Source organism: Phenylobacterium sp. (assembly GCF_041913825.1).
Taxonomy (GTDB): Bacteria; Pseudomonadota; Alphaproteobacteria; order Caulobacterales; family Caulobacteraceae; genus Phenylobacterium.
In genome coordinates, this window is the sequence record NZ_JAYSEO010000003.1 from 65,033 (window position 1) to 81,910 (window position 16,878).

Consider the following 16,878-nt stretch of genomic DNA (forward strand, 5'->3'; position numbering starts at 1 on the left):
GAAGACTGGCGCGGAGAGACCGGGGAGCCGGCCCCGCGCCGACCGGACACAGAGAAGGGGATAGACTTGAGACCAACCACATCGTTCCGCAGCGCGCTGCTCGGCGCCACCATCCTGTGCGGCGTCGCCGCCGCCGCCGGCCACGCCGCCGCGCAGGAAGCCGAGGTCGACGAGATCGTCGTCGTCGGCTCGCAGATCGAAGGCTCGAAGGTGACCGCGGCCCTGCCGGTGACGGTGGTCGGCGCCGACGACATCGAGGCCACCGCCGCGACCTCGGGCGATGACCTGTTCCGCTCGATTCCGCAGATGGGCGACGTGAGCTTCAACTCGTCCTACCTGCCGAACTCGTCGAACTCGGCCCGCGGCGACGTGGGCTCGGTGAACCTGCGCAACCTGGGCGTCGGCAACACCCTGGTGCTGCTGAACGGCCGCCGCGTGGTGGCCCACCCGACCAGCCGCGCGGACGAGAACCTCGTTCCCGTGCTGACCTACAACACCAACGCCATCCCGGTGGCGGGTCTGAAGCGGCTGGAAGTCCTGCGTGACGGCGCCGCCGCCCTCTACGGCTCGGACGCCGTGGCCGGCGTGGTCAACACCGTGCTGCAGGACAACTTCGAGGGCCTGCAGGTCGAGGCGCAGTACGGCGAGGCCGAAGGCACGCACCTGCGCGAGACCGACATCAACGTTCTGGCCGGCAAGAACTGGGACCGGGGCAACCTGACCCTGTTCGTCAACTACGCCGAGAAGTCGGCGCTGCGTGCGTTCGACCAGGACTACACCTCCTCGGCCGACAAGCGGCCGCTGTTCGTCGGGACCCGCTTCGAGGGCGCCGCCAGCCTGGACGGCCGCGTGACCACCTCGCCATGGGCGTCGCTGCAGACGCTCGGCAACGTGGCGGTCCGCCAGGGCACGACCAGCATCACCTCGGCGGCGGGTGCCTTCCACCCGCAACCCACGACCTTCGCTGGTTGCCGCGTGACGATGGGCGGCTACTGCTTCGACGACGGAGCCCCCGCGACCTCGGCCGAAGACCGTGACCTGCGCTATGACACCACCAGCTCCAACACCTCCGTGATGCCGGAGACGGAGCGGCTGAACCTGTTCCTGAGCGGCAACTGGGACCTCACCGACGAGGTCGAGCTGTTCGGGGAGGCGGGCTACTACAGCGCCGTCACCAGCAGCGTGCAGGCGCCGACCGCGACACTGACCTCGCTGCCGATCACGATCCCGGCGTCGAACTACTGGAATCCGTTTGGCCCGACCGTCTTCGCCAACGGCCAGACGAACCCGAACCGCCTCCCGGGCATCAGCGCGCCGGCCGGCGGCCTCGCGGTGGTCCTGCGCAGCTACGACTTCGTGGACGTGGGACCGAGCGTGGTGGACGTGAACCTCAGCCAGACCCGGTTCCTGACCGGCCTGCGCGGCGAGAAGTTCGGCCTGAACTGGGAAGGGGCGCTGCTCTACTCCCACGCCAAAGCCAAGGACGTCTCCGACGGCATCAGCGCCACCCTGCTGCAGCAGAGCCTCGCGCTGTCCACGCCGGACGCTTACAACCCGTTCAACGGCGGCGATCCGGCCAGGCCCAGCGTGGGCGACGCCACCCCGTCCAGCCAGGCCGCGATCGACGCGATCCGGATCAAGACCACCCGCATCTCCACCAGCTCGCTGACGCTGGCGGACTTCAAGGTCTCCAAGGCCGACCTGTTCGCCCTGCCGGGCGGCGACCTCGGCTTCGCGGCCGGCGTCGAATGGCGGCGTGAGACCCAGCAGGACGACCGCGACCCGCGCCTCGACGGCACCATCCAGTTCCGCGACGCCGTGACGGGGACCCTCTACGGCAACGATCTGATCGGCTCGTCGCCGTCGCCCGACACCAAGGGCAAGCGCGAGGTGACCTCGGCCTATATCGAGTTCGCCGTGCCGGTGGTCTCGCCGGAGATGAACGTGCCCTTCGTGCGGAACCTCGAGTTCCAGCTCGCCGGCCGCTACGAGGACTTCTCGGACGTGGGCGACGTGGCCAAGCCGAAGATCGCCGGCGCGTGGGACATCTTCGACGGCCTGCGGATCCGCGGCTCCTGGGCGCAGGGCTTCAAGGCCCCGAACCTCGAGCAACTGAACGCCACGCTCGTCACCCGTTCCAACACCCGAACTGACTGGATCCGCTGCGAGGCGGACCTTCGTGCGGGGCGGATCACCAGCTTCTCCAACTGCTCGCGCTCGCAGGCGACGACGGCCCGCCGGGCGGGCAACCCGGACCTGAAGCCGGAGGAGAGCGAGACGATCGGCCTGGGCGTGGTCTTCCAGCCCCAGTTCGTGCCGCCGGAGTTCGGTAACTTCACCTTCACGGTCGACTACTGGAACGTGAAGCAGAAGGGGATCGTCGGCCTGTTCGGCGAGGGCAACGCCCTGATCCTCGACTACCTGGAGCGTATTCAGGGCCGGTCGAACCCCAACGTCGTGCGGGCCGCGCCGACTGCGGACGAGGCGGCGCTGTTCCTCAACACCGGGCTGACCGCCGTTGGCCAGGTGCTCTACGTGAACGACCAGTACCAGAACCTCCTGCCGCAGGAGGCCGAGGGCCTCGACATCGGGGTGATCTGGAGCCTGAACACCGACCGGTTCGGCGACTTCGACGTGAACTTCAACGCCGCCCATTTGATGAAGTTCTACCGTTCGCCGTCGGCGGACATCGCGGCCCTGCTGGAGGCGCGTGACGCCGGCACGATCAACGCCGGCACCACGATCACCGGTGGCGGCGACCTGATCCGTCAGAACGGCCGTCCGGAGTGGAAGTGGTCGGCTTCGGCCACCTGGCGCTACCAGCAGTTCACGCTGGGCGCCTTCACCCAGTTCATCGACGACGTCGAGGACACCGGCATCCGCGACGCGGCCGGCGTGCCGTGGGTGGTGGACAGCCAGATCACCGCGAACCTGTACGCCCAGTACCAGTTCGAGGACGGGTGGGCCGGCGACACGCGCCTGCGGGTGGGCGTCCGGAACATCACCGACGAGAAGCCGCCGCTGGCGGTGAACGGCTACTTCGGCGAGCTCTATCAGCCCTACAGCCGCTACTGGTACGTGAACGTCCGCAAGTCGTTCTAAGGACGAGCGCCGCCCTTTCCCGCACGCCGGGAAAGGGCGGTCGACTTGAGGGAGGGCCAGACCATGCCTCGGACGCCGGACGAGCAGCGCGAGCGGCGAAACCGCCTGGTGGGTCGCCTGCTGATCGTGATCCTGGGGCTGCTGGCCCTGGCGCAGGTGCTGCCGATGTTGCTGCGGGGCCCGGGCTAGCGGGTTGCGGCGTCGCCGGAGTCGAAAGGGCCCGGCGGTCGGAATGCTGAACCGCCGGGCCCGGACTCGAGGGCTTCGTCCGACCTTGGCCGTGACCCCCGCTAAACAGATCCGGAGCGGAGCCGTTCCGGGCCGCCGCCAAGAAAAGCGCGTGCGTCAGATGCCCGGGTCGAAGCCGCCTTCCAGCACGTCGAAGATCCTCTGGGCGGCGTCCTCGGGCGAGAGCCGGGTGGTGTCGATGCGGATCTCGGGCGCCTCGGGCGGCTCGTAGGGGCTGTCGATGCCGGTGAAGTTCTTGAGCTGACCGGCGCGGGCCTTCTTGTAGAGGCCCTTCACGTCGCGCTTCTCGGCCTCGGCGAGCGGCGTGTCGACGAACACCTCCACGAACTCGCGGTCCTCCAGCAGCTCGCGCGCCATCTGGCGCTCGGCGCGGAAGGGCGAGATGAAGCTCACCAGCACCACGAGGCCGGCGTCGACCATCAGCTTGGCCACCTCGGCCACCCGGCGGATGTTCTCCACCCGGTCCTCCTCGGTGAAGCCCAGATCCTTGTTGAGCCCGTGGCGGACGTTGTCGCCATCCAGCAGGTAGGTATGGCGGCCCTCGGCATGGAGGCGCTTCTCCAGCAGGTTGGCGATGGTCGACTTGCCCGCGCCCGACAGGCCGGTGAACCAGACGACGCGCGCCTTCTGGCCCTTGGCGGCGGAGCGGGCGGCCTTGTCCACGTCCAGCGCCTGCCAGTGGATGTTCTGGCTGCGGCGGAGCGCGAAATGCAGCATTCCGGCGCCCACGGTCCGGTTCGAGATCCGGTCGATGAGAATGAAGCCGCCGAGGTCCTTGTTCTCGGCGTAGGGATCGAAGGCGATCGGTGCGTCGAGGGCGAGGTTGCAGACGCCGATCTCGTTGAGCTCCAGGCGCGTGGCCGCCAGGTGCTCGAGCGTGTTCACGTTGACCTTGTACTTGGGCTCGGTGACCTGGGCCGAGACCGTCCGGGCGCCGAGCTTCATCAGGTACGGCCGGCCCGGCAGCATCGGCTCGTCGTCGAACCAGACGATGGTGCTCTCGAACTGGTCGGCCACGGCCGGGGGGCCGCCGGCCGCGGCCAGCACGTCGCCCCGGGACACGTCGATCTCGTCGGCAAGGGTGATCGTCACAGACTGGCCCGCCACGGCCCGGTCGAGATCGCCGCGCAGGGTGACGATCCGGGAGACGGTGCTCTCGCGCCCCGAGGGCAGCGTCTTGACCTTGTCGCCCGGCTTCACGACGCCCGAGGCGATCAGGCCCGAGAAGCCGCGGAAGTCGAGGTTGGGCCGGTTCACCCACTGGACCGGCATGCGGAACGGCTTTTCCTGCAGGTCGTCCTCGACCGGAGCCTCCTCCAGCCAGCGCATCAGCGGCGGGCCATCGTACCAGGGGGTGTTGGTCGAGGGTTCGGTGATGTTGTCGCCCCTCAGCGCCGACATCGGGATGGCGGTGAAGTCCTTCAGGCCGATCTGGTCGGCGAACGCGCGGTAGTCGGCCACGATGGCGTCGAAGCGCTCCTGGCGCCAGTCGACCAGGTCCATCTTGTTGATCGCCAGCACCACGTGGCGGATACCGAGCAGGCTGACGAGGAAGCTGTGTCGGCGCGTCTGGGTGAGCACGCCCTTGCGCGCGTCGATCAGGATGATGGCCGCGTCCGCCGTGGAGGCGCCGGTCACCATGTTGCGGGTGTACTGCTCGTGGCCGGGGGTGTCGGCGACGATGAACTTGCGCTTGTCCGTGGAGAAGAAGCGGTAGGCCACGTCGATGGTGATGCCCTGCTCGCGCTCGGCGGCGAGGCCGTCCACGAGGAGGGCGAAGTCGATCTCGCCTCCCTGGGTCCCCACGCGGCGGGAGTCGGCTTCGAGGGCGGCGAGCTGGTCCTCGAAGATCATCTTGGAGTCGTAGAGCAGACGACCGATCAGGGTCGACTTGCCGTCGTCCACCGAGCCGCAGGTGAGGAAGCGGAGCAGGGACTTCTTCTCGTGGGACTCGAGGTAGGCCTCGATGTCCTCGGCGATCAGGGCGGACTGGTGGGCCATCAGAAATAGCCCTCCTGCTTCTTCTTCTCCATGGAGGCGGCCTGGTCGTGGTCGATCTTGCGGCCCTGACGCTCGCTCGTGGTGGTGAGCAGCATCTCCTGGATGATCTCAGGAAGGGTGGTGGCGGTGCTCTCGACCGCCCCGGTGAGCGGGTAGCACCCGAGCGTGCGGAAGCGCACCGACTTCATCTGCGGGGTCTCGCCGGGGTTCAGGCGGAAACGGTCGTCGTCCACCATGATCAGCGTCCCGTCGCGCTCCACCACGGGGCGCTCCTCGGAGAAGTAGAGGGGGACGATGGGAATGTTCTCCAGGTGGATGTATTGCCAGATGTCCAGCTCGGTCCAGTTGGAGATCGGGAAGACGCGGATGCTCTCGCCCGGGTTCTTGCGGGTGTTGTAGAGCCGCCAGAGTTCGGGCCGCTGGTTCTTAGGGTCCCAGCGGTGCTGGGCCGAGCGGAACGAGAAGATCCGCTCCTTGGCGCGGGACTTCTCCTCGTCGCGTCGGGCGCCGCCGAAGGCCGCGTCGAAGCCGTACTTGTCGAGGGCCTGTTTCAGCCCCTCGGTCTTCCAGAGGTCCGTGTGCAGCGCGCTGCCGTGGTCGAAGGGGTTGATGCCGCGGGCAAGCGCATCGGGGTTCTTGTGCACGATGAGCTCGAAGCCGAGCTCGCGGGCCATGCGCTCGCGCATCTCGTACATCGCCTGGAACTTCCAGGTGGTGTCCACGTGCAGCAGCGGGAAGGGCGGCTTCGACGGATAGAAGGCCTTCGCCGCGAGGTGCAGCATCACGGCCGAGTCCTTGCCGATCGAATAGAGCATCACCGGCCGCTCGGCCTCGGCGACGACCTCGCGCATGATGTGGATGCTCTCGGCTTCCAGGCGCTGCAGGTGGGTGAGGGTCGAGGCGGGCAAGCGGCTATCGCGGGGTTCCGTGAAGGGGGCGGGCGCGTGACGGGCGTCCATGAGCGGACCTTACAGCAACCAGAAAATCTCCGCGCGCCGGGTGGCGGGCGGGGGTGGCCCTCAACGGTGATCTAGAGAAGGCGAACAGCGGTCGCAAGGCGACGCGCCCGCAGGAAATCTGCGGGCGCGTGCAGCAATCGCGGGCGGCTGGCGGCTGGAGGCCTACTCCGCCGCGTGGCGGATGGCCGGGTCGTCCTCCGCCTCCACGGGGCAACTGTTGCGGCCGGCGGTGATCAGCTTCCAGCCGGCGACGACGCGCGAGGCGGCGCTGTGGAGGGTGGGCATGACCCGGCTGGGACCCTCGTACGGCGACGGCGCCGCCCGCTGGGCGCCGATCCGCGGCACCGAAACCGGCTCCACGAGGAAGCCGTCGAAGCCCGCCTCCTTGCCGATGAAGGATGCCAGTTCCGCCCAGGAGGCGCTGGGAGCGGCCGCGAGGTGGAGCGAGCCCCGCGCGCCGTCGATCAGCAGGTCGAGCAGGGTGTTGGCGGCGTCCGGCAGGTAGACCCCCGGGGCGATGCGGTTCGAAGCGGCCCGAAATGGCTGACCGGCCCTCAGGCTCTCCAGCACCTGGTCTGCGAACTCCTGCAGGTCGTGCCGGGTCATCAGCTCATCCGCGCCGAGCGTCAGGGCCTTGCCGGGGCGGGGCTCGGCGCAGGGGGCGCCCAGCCGCCAGGAGACGAAGGCGAGACCGCGGCGCTCGGCCAGCCGAGCGAGCTCGGCGTCGAGCAGCGGGGCGAGGTTGACCACGGCCCAGGCGTTCGTCTCGGCCATCTCGGCGTCGAAGCACTCCGCCAGCGCCTCGTGCTCGCAGGCGCGGGCGTCCAGGACCACATGGGCGAGGTGTCGGTGCTCGCAGGCCTGGACGAGCGCGTCGCGGCGTGCGCAGCGGGCGCCGACGATCATCAGCGGCCGGGCGGCCTCGGTGTCGGTGGCCGGCAGAGGCCGCGCCTCGCACGGCCGTTCCAGATCGATCACCTGGTCGAAGAAGCGGTCGTCACGGCGCCACCAGCCCAGGCCCTTGATGGACGGCGCGCTGGGCCGCCGACCCGCGGCGAGCTCCTTGAGGAGCTGCACCATGGCGGTCGGCCGGGGCTCGCCCTGGCTGAGGTCGAACACGCCGGCCTCGTAGAAGCCGGCCTCCTCGGCCAGCAGCCGGTTCCAGTCGTAGGAGCCCAGAAGGCCCCAGGTGGTGACGGCGACGAGGTCCACGCCATCGGCGCGGACCGCCTCGGCGGCGCGCCAGACCTCGTCGAACCAGCGCATCTGCTCCTCGCGGGTGCAGCCGTTGTGGCACTCGGTTATGGCGATGGTCCGGCCGTAGCGCTTCCAGGTCTGGTCGAGGATCGTGCCGATGCCGATCTGGCCCTTCGCCACGGTGCGGACAGCCTCGATGTTGACGTAGGCGCCCGGGCCGTCGCCCCCGCGCAGGGCGTCGGGGTAGAGTTCGATCCGGTCGTCCAGCAGGCGCTCGCTGGACAGGTAGTGGTTGAGACCCAGGATGTCGGGCGGGCAGGGGTCGTCGGCGATCGCGCGGAGCCGGTCCTCCAGCCCCCAGCCGCAGAGCCGGTCCCAGAGCGGGTGGTCCGGCGTGACCATGCCGCACAGCAGGTCCCACGTCATCCAGCGGCGCTCGTTCTCGTAGTCCGCCTGGGCCTGCATGGGCGGGGTGGCGTGGCAGAAGCCCATGTCCTCGGTCTGCACGAGGCGTGCCTGGGGGTTCACCCGGCGGATCTCGCGCATGGACAGCCGGGTGGCGTCGATCTCGTTCAGCAGCGCCCGCCAGAAGGCGCCCTCGTTGCGTGTGTGCGGATACCAGATGCCGTAGAGGGCGCTGAACCGAGCGGTGGTCAGCGGTTCGTTCACCGGCGTCCAATCGCGCACCCACGGATAGCGCTGAGCGGTGGCGCGGGCGTGGTCGGCCAGGCCCGTGGCGAAGCCCTCGTCGTCGATCAGGCTCGTATGCTTGGGCCCACTGCCGTGGTGGCAGAGGCCGACGATCGGGCGCATTCCGAGGCGGGCGATCTCGTTGAGCCGGTGGTCGGACCAGGCGAAATCCCGCTTGTGGTTCCCGTCGGGGGAGACCTTCTCCCACAGCACCGGATAGCGGAGCGCCTTGAGCCCAAGCTCGGCGAACAACTGCAGGTCGGATGGCCTGTCCTGGTGTCCCGATAGCACCGTCTGATCCAGATACCGATTTCGGACGCGGTTGACGGTGCACTCATGCCCGCCCCAGAGTTCCAGACCCACAAGCCACCTCGTCTACCGACGCCGGCGCTTCGGCCGGCTGACACGCTGCCGTTCAAGGCGGGCCGGATAAGGGTCGGGCCGGAGGGGCCGTTCCGGAGTTTAGCCAATGATGAGCGGCCGCACGGGCGTGGCCGGGCCGGCGGCGCTTTTCTTCGGCCACGCTTGAACCCGTGTGGTTTCGGGGCGTTGGAGCTTCAGGACACCGGCCGGCGCGCGGGACGCCGGCGCGGGCGCTTGCCCTCGCGTCGGGTTTCATGTTCCTTTTGAACGGTCGGGCGGGGCTGAGCAGAGAGTGTTCCGCCCGCGATGTACCGTGTCCAGGATAGTAGCGTGACGCCCCCGACCGCCGACCTGGCCACGATGCTGCGACTCCAGACGTCGGACGCGCACCGGGACCTCGAAGACAAACTTGCCCTGCTAAGTCGCCCATCCGACAGACAGCGGTTCCTCGCCGTGTTGGAGCGTTTCCACGGGTTTCATGCCGTGTGGGAGACCGCCATCCGACGCCGTTCGCGATACGCCGCCTTCCACGCCCCGCGCAGCCGGCTGCCGCATCTGCGGCGGGACTTGGCAGCGCTCGGGCGCACCACCGGTGAGGTGTCGCGGCTGCCGCTCTGCCGCGAGGCGGAGCGGCTGGTGAGCGACGACGCCGCGGCGCTGGGCTCGCTCTACGTGCTGGAGGGATCGACACTGGGCGGGCAGGTGATCGCCCGCGAGTTGGCCGGCGCCGGCTGGCTGCCGAGCGGCGGACTGACCTACTTCAATCCCTACGGACCGCGGACCGGCGAGATGTGGCGTGGCTTCCGCGCCTGGCTCTCGGCCCAGGACGCCGACGACCGGGCGGCCACGGAGGGCGCGCGCCGCACGTTCCGACTGCTGCAGGACTGGGTAGCGGCATGAGCGAGACCATGACGCCCGCGGCTCCGGCCGAGCTGGACTTGGACGCCTGCGCGGCCGAGCCGATCCGGATCCCGGGCGGAATTCAGCCGCATGGCGGACTGCTGGTGGTGGAGCCTGACACCCTGCGGCGGCTGCAGGCCAGCGCCAACCTCAAGGAGGTCTCCGGCCTCGACCTCGCCGACGGCCAGTCGCTGAGCGACGTCGCCGATGCGATCCCCCTGGTGGGCGAGCTGCGCCGCTGGCTGGGCGGCGACGACCCGCTGCTGCTGCGCACTGTAACCCTGGGCGCGTCGCCCCTGCAGGTCTTCGGCCACCTGACGCCGCAGGGCGTCGTGCTGGAGTTCGAGGACCCGCCACGGTCCGAGGCCGAGACCCTGGAAGGCCTCTACCCGCGCCTGCGGCGGTTCCTGGACGCCATCACCCAGGCTGACGACGTGCCCGCCATCGCCCAGGCGGCGGTGCGGGAGGTGAAGGCGCTGACCGGCTTCAACCGAGTGATGCTCTATTCCTTCGACGAGCAGGGCGACGGCACGGTGCTGGCCGAGCACGGCGACGGGGTGCTGCCCTCGTACCTGGGCCAGCGTTTCCCGGCGTCGGACATCCCGGCCCAGGCGCGCGCCCTCTACCAGCAGAACCGTATCCGGCTGATCGCCAACGCCGACTACACCCCGTCGCCCATCGAGCCGCCTCTGAGCCCGGTAGACGGCCAGCCCCTGGACCTGTCGCAGGCGGCCCTGCGCAGCGTCTCGCCCGTGCACCTGGAATACATGCGCAACATGGGCACCGGCTCGTCCATGTCCGTCTCCATCCTGGTCGAGGGCCGGCTCTGGGGCCTGATCTCCGGCCACAGCCGAGCGCCCCGGCAGGTGAACGCGCAGGTCCGCACGGCCTGCGATATCCTGGGGCAGGTCGTGTCGCTGCAGATCGAGGCCCGGGAGCAGGCCGATCGCACGACCGAGCGCCTGGCGCTGAAGCAGGTGGAAAACGAGCTGCTGTCGCGCCTCGCCGTGGCGCAGAATTTCGAGATCGGCCTGCTGGACAACGCCCGGCTGTGGCTCGGGCTGACCAACGCCGCCGGCGCAGCCGTGGTGCGCGAGGGCCGCGTGAAGACTGCGGGCGCCACGCCGTCGGTGGACGAGATCCGTCGGCTGACCCATCTCCTCGCGGGCGAGGGAAAAGAGGTGGTCAGCCTGGACTCGATCGCCGAGACCCTGCCGCAGGCCGAGAGCTATGCGGCGACGGCGAGCGGGCTCCTGGCCGTCTCCATCTCTCAGCTCCACGACGACTACATCATTTGGTTCCGGCCGGAGGTGGTGCGGACCATCGACTGGGGCGGCGATCCGCGGAAGCCCGTGGAGCCCGGGACCGACCGGCTCCACCCGCGCAAGTCGTTCGAGATGTGGCGGGAGCAGGTGCGGCTGCGCAGCCTGCCGTGGACGGAGTCCGAGATCGAGAGCGCCCGTGGCTTCCGCAGCGCCATCCAGAACGTGGTGCTGCGCCGGGCGGAGGAGCGGGCGGAGCTGACCACACGCCTCGAGGCGATCAACAAGGAGCTGGAGAGCTTCTCCTACTCCATCTCCCACGACCTGCGCGCGCCGTTCCGGCACATCGTGGGCTATGCCGAGCTGCTTTCCGACCGCCTCTCGGACCTGGACGGCAAGTCGGCGCACTACCTGCAGAGCATCCAGGACGCGGCGCTGTCGGCTGGGCGGCTGGTGGACGATCTGCTGAACTTCTCGCAGCTCGGGCGGATGAGCCTGTCCAAGGACCGGGTGGACATGAACAAGCTGGTGGCGGAGGTCCGCCGCACGCTGGAGCCCGACCTCGACGGCCGGCGGGTGGAGTGGACGGTCGGCGACCTGCCCCGGGCGTGGGGGGACGGGGCGATGATCCGCCAGGTGCTGCAGAACCTGATCCAGAACGCGTTGAAGTACTCGGCGCCGCGCGAGCGCAGCGAGATCACCGTCAGCGGCGAGGACCGCGGGCTCTCCACCGCCTACACCGTGCGCGACAACGGCGTCGGCTTCGACATGGCCTACGCCCACAAGCTGTTCGGGGTATTCCAGCGGCTGCACCGCAGCGAGGAATTCGAGGGCACCGGCATCGGCCTGGCGCTCTGCAAGCGCATCGTCGAGCGCCACGGGGGCGCCATCACCGCTTCCAGCACGGTCGGCCAGGGCGCCAGCTTCACCTTCACATTGCCCAAGCGCGAGAGTGCGCGACAAGGAGATATCCCGCGTGGCTGACCTGAGGCCGATCCTGCTGGTGGAAGACAACCCCAGGGACCTGGAGCTCACCCTGGCCGCGCTGGCCAAGTGCCAGCTCGCCAACGACATCGTGGTCGCGCGCGACGGCGCCGAGGCGCTGGACTACCTCTACGCCCGTGGGGAGCACGCCGAGCGCTCGCCCGGCGACCCGGCGGTGGTGCTGCTGGACCTCAAGCTGCCCAAGGTGGACGGGCTCGAGGTGCTGGAGAAGGTGAAGAGCGACAGCCAGCGGCGGCAGATTCCGGTGGTGATGCTGACCTCCTCGCGGGAGGAGCGCGACCTGGTGAAGAGCTACGAGCTTGGCGTGAACGCCTTCGTGGTGAAGCCGGTCGACTTCAACGCCTTCTTCGAGGCGATCCAGGATCTCGGCATGTTCTGGGCGATCCTCAACGAGCCTCCGCCGAGGAGCACGGTCGATGCCTGACGCTGTCCGGGGCCCGGGGCGCGAGATCTGCATCCTCCTCCTGGAGGACAGCGAGATCGACGCCGAGCTGCTGGCCGCGCACCTGACGAAGGCGGAGCTCCCGTTCAGCCTGAAGCGGGTGGTGAACCGCCGGGAGTTCGTGACCGCCCTGGACAACGGCGGCTGCGAGGTGATCCTCGCGGACTACTCGCTCCCGGACTTCGACGGCCTCTCGGCCCTGAACATCGCGCGCGCCCTGCAGCCGGACGTCCCGTTCATCTTCGTGTCGGGGGTGGTCGGCGAGGAGTTCGCCACCAACGCCCTGAAGCGCGGCGCCACCGACTACGTCATGAAGCGCAACCTCACCCGCCTGGCGACCGCCGTCGAGCGGGCGCTGGAGCAGGCGCGCGAGCGGCGCGAGCGGAGGGACGCCGAGCTGGCGCTGTCGCGCAGCGAGATGCGCGCGCGGCTGGCGATCGAGGGCGCGGAGCTCGGCCTGTGGGACCTCGACCCGCGCACCGGCGCACTCGAGTGGGACGAGCGGTGCAAGGCGCTGTTCGGCCTGCCGCCGATGGCCGAGGTGACGCTCGACACCTTCTACCGCGGGCTGCATCCCGACGACCGGGACCGGCTGGCCGCCGGAATCGCCAGGGCGACCACCTGGGATCCCGAGAGCAGCGGCGCCTTCGCGGACGAGTTCCGGAGCGTGGCGCCGAACGGCGTGGAGCGCTGGATCGCGACCCGCGGGCAGGCGCAGTTCGAGAGCCGTCTCTGCACACGCCTCGTCGGCATCGTCCGCGACATCACCGAGGAGCGGCAGGCGCAGGAGGCGCTGCGCCGCCTGACCGGCGACCTGGAGCAGCAGGTGGCCGAGCGTACGGCCGAGCGCGACCGGATCTGGCAGCTCAGCCGCGACCTGTTCGCGGTCGCGCGGATCGACGGGCGGCTGGTGCGGGTCAACCCCGCCTGGGAAGCCATGCTGGGCTATCCGCCCGAGACCCTGGTAGGCAGCAACATCAACCTGCTGATCCATCCCGACGACGGCGTCGAGACCGCCGTGGTGGTGGCCAAGCTGGCGGCCGGCGAGGTGGTCGACCGCTTCGAGAACCGTCTGCGGCAGTCTGACGGCGAGTGGCGCTGGGTCTCCTGGACGGCGGTGCCGGAGGGGGAGGTGTTCTACGCGGTCGGCCGCGACGTCACCGCCGAGAAGGCGGCGGCCGTGGCCCTGGCCGAGCGGAACCGCGAGCTGGCCGCCCAGATCGAGGAACGCGAGCGGGTCGAGGCTACGCTCCGCCAGATGCAGCGCCTGGAAGCCGTCGGCCAGCTCACCTCGGGCGTCGCGCACGACTTCAACAACCTGCTGACCGTCATCCTGGGCAATATCGGCTTCGTGGAGAAGGCGCTGGCCAAGCAGGGCGTGAACGGCCCCATCGCCGACCGCGTCAGCCACATGCGCACGGCCGCCGAGCGCGGGGCCAAGCTGACCGCCCAGATGCTCGCCTTCTCGCGGCGCCAGAAGCTCGAGCCCAAGCCGGTCGACCTGAACGAGACGGTGGCCGGGATGCGCGACCTGCTGCAGTCGACCATGGGCGGCAGCGTTCGGCTCGAGTCGGTGCTGAAGCAGGGCCTGTGGCCGGCGCTGGTGGACCCGACGCAGATCGAGCTGATCATCCTGAACCTGGCGATCAACGCCCGCGACGCGATGGAGGTCGGCGGGGGACTGACGGTCGAGACCGCCAATGTCAGCCTGACCGAGCAGCCCACACGGCCCGAGGAGCCGCCGCCGGGCGAGTACGTGATGCTCTCAGTGTCCGACACCGGGCCCGGCATGACGCCGGAGGTGCTGGCCAAGGCGTTCGAGCCGTTCTTCACCACCAAGGAGGTGGGCAAGGGCTCGGGCCTGGGGCTCGCCCAGGTGTACGGCTTCGCCAAGCAGTCCGGCGGAGGCGTGCGGATCGAGACCAAGCTGGGCGAGGGGACGACCGTGAAGGTCTTCCTTCCCCGCGCGGCCGGCGCGGCCCGGCCGGACGTGGAGGCCCGCCCGCAGGCGGCCCAGTCGGTCAACGCCGCTACCCGCACCGTGCTCGTCATGGACGACGACAGCGCGGTGCGCGAGATCACCGCGGCCATGCTGCAGGAGCTCGGCTACTCCGTGCTGGAGGCCGGCAGCGGCGGGGCGGCGCTGGACATCCTGCGCACCCCGCAGCGGATCGACATCCTGCTCGCCGACTACGCCATGCCTGGCATGAACGGGGTGGAGGCGGCCCGCGCGGCGGTGGAGATGCGGCCCGGCCTGCCGGTGCTGTTCATCACCGGCTACGCCGACCTGAAGGCGCTCCGCGACGTGGGCGAGGACCGCATCATTCAGAAGCCGTTCCGCGACGATGAGTTGGCCCGCAAGGTGGCGCTGGCGCTCGGCCAGCCGACCGAGGGGGGCAAGGTGGTGCCGCTCAGGCGCTAGGAACGGCCGGGGCGGGGCCGCGGCTGGGCGAGCCCAGGGCGTCGGCGACGACGGTGGCGAGTTCGTCCATCTCGAACGGCTTGCGCAGGATCACCGCCTGGCCGCCCAGCGCGTTCTCGACCGCGGCCGTGTCGGCGTAGCCGCTGGCGAAGACGATCGGCAGGCCGGACCATTTCTGGCGGGCCAGGCCCGCCGCCTCGGCGCCGTTCATGCCGGGCATGGCGAAGTCCATCAGCACGAGGTCGGGGCGGGTGGTGTCCAGCAGCTCGAGCGCCGCGACGCCGCCGTCGGCGGTCAGCACCCGGTAGCCCAGCAGCTCAAGGGTGTCGCGCACAAGGTTCCGCACGTCGGCGTCGTCGTCGACCACCAGCACGGTGGCGCCGCCGGCCGGAGCGAAAACCGTGCCGGGGGCGGTGGGCGCGGCGCTCGCGGCGTCCTCCGCCATGGCCGAGCGGCGCAGGAGCAGCCTTACGGTGGTTCCCCGGCCGGGGGCGCTCTCGATCTGGGCGGCTCCGCCGGCCTGGCGCGCGACGCCGTAAACCTGCGATAGGCCGAGGCCGGTGCCCTTGCCCACGCCCTTGGTGGTGAAGAACGGATCGAACGCCCGCTCGGCGACCTCGGGCGCCATGCCGGCGCCGGTGTCGGAGACGCTGAGCTCCACATAGGTGTCGGCCGGCAGGACCGGATCGCCGGGGCCAATCTCCACCGTGCGGGTGGCGATCGTCAGGCGCCCCCCATCCGGCATGGCGTCGCGGGCGTTGATGGCGAGGTTCAGCACCGCCAGTTCGAGCTGGGTGCGGTCGGAGAGCACGGCCGCGCCGCTCTCGTCGAGGTCGAACACGAGGTCGATCTCCGACCCGAGGCTACGGGTGATCAGCTCCCGCATCTCGTCGATCAGCTCGGCCACCACGAAGGGGCGGAGCTCCAGCTTCTGCGCCCGGGAGAAGGCGAGGAGCTGCCGGGTGAGGCTGGCGCCGCGCTCGGCCGCCTGCAGGCCGTTCTCGGCCCAGGCCTGCACGCGGGCCGTTTCGCCCGGCTTGCGGCGGATCAGCTCGAAGGCGCCCTGGACAACCTGAAGCAGGTTGTTGAAGTCGTGGGCGATGCCGCCGGTGAGCTGGCCCAGCGCCTCCATCTTCTGGCTCTGGCGCAGCGCCTCCTCGGCCCGGGCGCGCTCGCGCATCTCGATCGTGAGCCGCTGGTTAGCGTCGGCGAGCTCGCCCGCCCGGCGCTGGAGCTGGGCCGCGGCGCGGGTGATGACCCCCAGCATCAGGAAGGCCATGACGCTGAGCAGGGCGAGCGCGCTGTGGCGGCCCAGGAAATCGCCGAACGGTTCGCGGGCGGTGCGCAGGTAGACGGCGCCCAGGGCCACCCCCTGTTCGGAGACCGGCACGCTGACCTCCACCGCGCCGTTGCGGTAGGCGGCGCCCGGCGGGCCGAGCACGCCGGGCGGCGGGGCGGCTGGCGGCCGCGCGTAGGTGACCAGGGCGCGGCCCTCCACGTCATAGACGCCGGCCGCGGCGATGCGGCGGTTGGCCCGCAACGCGTCCACGTACTCGCGCATGGTGGGGCGGTCGTCGAAGGCCAGCGCAGCGGTGACGCTGGCGGCCAGGATCTCGGCCTGAACGCCGGCGGCGCGCGCCGCCTGGGCGCGGTAGGCCGACTCGGCCCGCGCGCCGAGGATCAAGCCGAGCGCGAGCAGGGCCACGGCGCCCACCCAGGCGAGGTTGAGCTGCCGCCGGTCGGAGAGGTCTGGCCCGCGCAGCTTCATCGCTTCACCGACAGGCCGAGCGCCATCAGCTTGGAGCTGATGGCGAGGCCGCTCTGCGAGGCCTGGGTGGCGTCCACGTGGAAGCGGACGCGGTCCTGGAAGATGACGAAGTGGATCATGCCGCGCGCGCCGCCGCGAGCGGCGTCGGTGACGGTGAGGACTGGGGCGCCGCGGACGGCGGCCAGCGCCTGGGGGACGGTCTGGCGGGCGGAGCCGGACGCGTAGAGCACCTGGCAGCCGGAGCTGCGGTCGACCACCGGCATCCGCCGCACGCTGACCTGGCCGGGAGCTGCGCTCTCGAGCGCCGCCCCGAACGGATCCTCGCCGACAACGCAGACGCGCACCGGGCCCCCGGACGCGCCGGGCGGCCAGGTCACGAAGGCCGCGAACTTGGTGAGGAAGGCGGCCTTGACGGCGTACTCCAGCGGCTGCGCGCTGGCCGCGGCGGCCGACAGCAGGCCGCCGGCCGCGCCGAGCGCGGCGGCGGTCAGATGCAGGGCTCGCCGCGCCGAGACCAA

The 16,878-nt window shown here is 70.4% G+C and carries 11 protein-coding genes; 6 read left to right on the forward strand and 5 right to left on the reverse strand.

Features of this window, described 5'->3' with window-relative positions:
* The first annotated feature begins 66 nt into the window (after positions 1 to 66).
* Positions 67 to 3,102, forward strand: a complete 3,036-nt coding sequence (locus tag ACE3Q8_RS02920; protein ID WP_374468738.1) for a TonB-dependent receptor plug domain-containing protein — start codon at positions 67 to 69, stop codon at positions 3,100 to 3,102.
* Positions 3,103 to 3,165: 63 nt separating this feature from the next.
* Positions 3,166 to 3,291 carry a hypothetical protein gene (locus ACE3Q8_RS02925; RefSeq protein ID WP_374468739.1) on the forward strand — a complete coding sequence of 42 codons (126 nt, stop codon included), beginning with the start codon at positions 3,166 to 3,168 and terminating at the stop codon, positions 3,289 to 3,291.
* A gap of 156 nt (positions 3,292 to 3,447) precedes the next feature.
* Here ACE3Q8_RS02925 and cysN read toward each other — a convergent pair whose 3' ends face one another.
* The 3 genes from cysN to ACE3Q8_RS02940 all read right to left on the reverse strand — a co-directional run bounded on the left by cysN (position 3,448) and on the right by ACE3Q8_RS02940 (position 8,489).
* Positions 3,448 to 5,352, reverse strand: coding sequence for a sulfate adenylyltransferase subunit CysN (cysN, locus tag ACE3Q8_RS02930; RefSeq protein WP_374468740.1), 1,905 nt, complete (start codon positions 5,350 to 5,352; stop codon positions 3,448 to 3,450).
* Positions 5,352 to 6,311, reverse strand: coding sequence for a sulfate adenylyltransferase subunit CysD (gene cysD, locus ACE3Q8_RS02935; protein ID WP_374468741.1), 960 nt, complete (start codon positions 6,309 to 6,311; stop codon positions 5,352 to 5,354). The genes cysN and cysD overlap by 1 nt, the downstream gene beginning before the upstream one ends.
* Before the next feature lie 162 nt (positions 6,312 to 6,473).
* Positions 6,474 to 8,489 carry a family 1 glycosylhydrolase gene (locus ACE3Q8_RS02940; protein ID WP_374468742.1) on the reverse strand — a complete coding sequence of 672 codons (2,016 nt, stop codon included), beginning with the start codon at positions 8,487 to 8,489 and terminating at the stop codon, positions 6,474 to 6,476.
* Between the two features lie 432 nt (positions 8,490 to 8,921).
* On the opposite strand from ACE3Q8_RS02940, the gene ACE3Q8_RS02945 reads away from it, so the two are divergent.
* The 4 genes from ACE3Q8_RS02945 to ACE3Q8_RS02960 are packed head-to-tail and all read left to right on the forward strand — an operon-like array spanning position 8,922 to position 14,592.
* Complete coding sequence (locus ACE3Q8_RS02945) at positions 8,922 to 9,461, forward strand: biliverdin-producing heme oxygenase (protein ID WP_374468882.1); 540 nt, start codon at positions 8,922 to 8,924, stop codon at positions 9,459 to 9,461.
* Complete coding sequence (locus ACE3Q8_RS02950) at positions 9,458 to 11,707, forward strand: ATP-binding protein (protein ID WP_374468743.1); 2,250 nt, start codon at positions 9,458 to 9,460, stop codon at positions 11,705 to 11,707. Before ACE3Q8_RS02945 ends, ACE3Q8_RS02950 begins: the two co-directional genes overlap by 4 nt.
* Entirely contained in the window at positions 11,700 to 12,152 is a 453-nt protein-coding gene (locus tag ACE3Q8_RS02955) for a response regulator (RefSeq protein ID WP_374468744.1), read from the forward strand. The genes ACE3Q8_RS02950 and ACE3Q8_RS02955 overlap by 8 nt, the downstream gene beginning before the upstream one ends.
* Positions 12,145 to 14,592 (forward strand): response regulator, encoded by a 2,448-nt coding sequence (locus ACE3Q8_RS02960; protein WP_374468745.1) that lies wholly within the window; start codon positions 12,145 to 12,147, stop codon positions 14,590 to 14,592. Before ACE3Q8_RS02955 ends, ACE3Q8_RS02960 begins: the two co-directional genes overlap by 8 nt.
* Here the strand turns inward: ACE3Q8_RS02960 and ACE3Q8_RS02965 are convergent.
* Both ACE3Q8_RS02965 and ACE3Q8_RS02970 read right to left on the reverse strand, forming a co-directional pair.
* Positions 14,582 to 16,360, reverse strand: coding sequence for a response regulator (locus tag ACE3Q8_RS02965; protein WP_374468746.1), 1,779 nt, complete (start codon positions 16,358 to 16,360; stop codon positions 14,582 to 14,584). The genes ACE3Q8_RS02960 and ACE3Q8_RS02965 overlap by 11 nt on opposite strands.
* Complete coding sequence (locus tag ACE3Q8_RS02970; RefSeq protein WP_374468747.1) at positions 16,357 to 16,878, reverse strand: YfiR family protein; 522 nt, start codon at positions 16,876 to 16,878, stop codon at positions 16,357 to 16,359. The genes ACE3Q8_RS02965 and ACE3Q8_RS02970 overlap by 4 nt, the downstream gene beginning before the upstream one ends.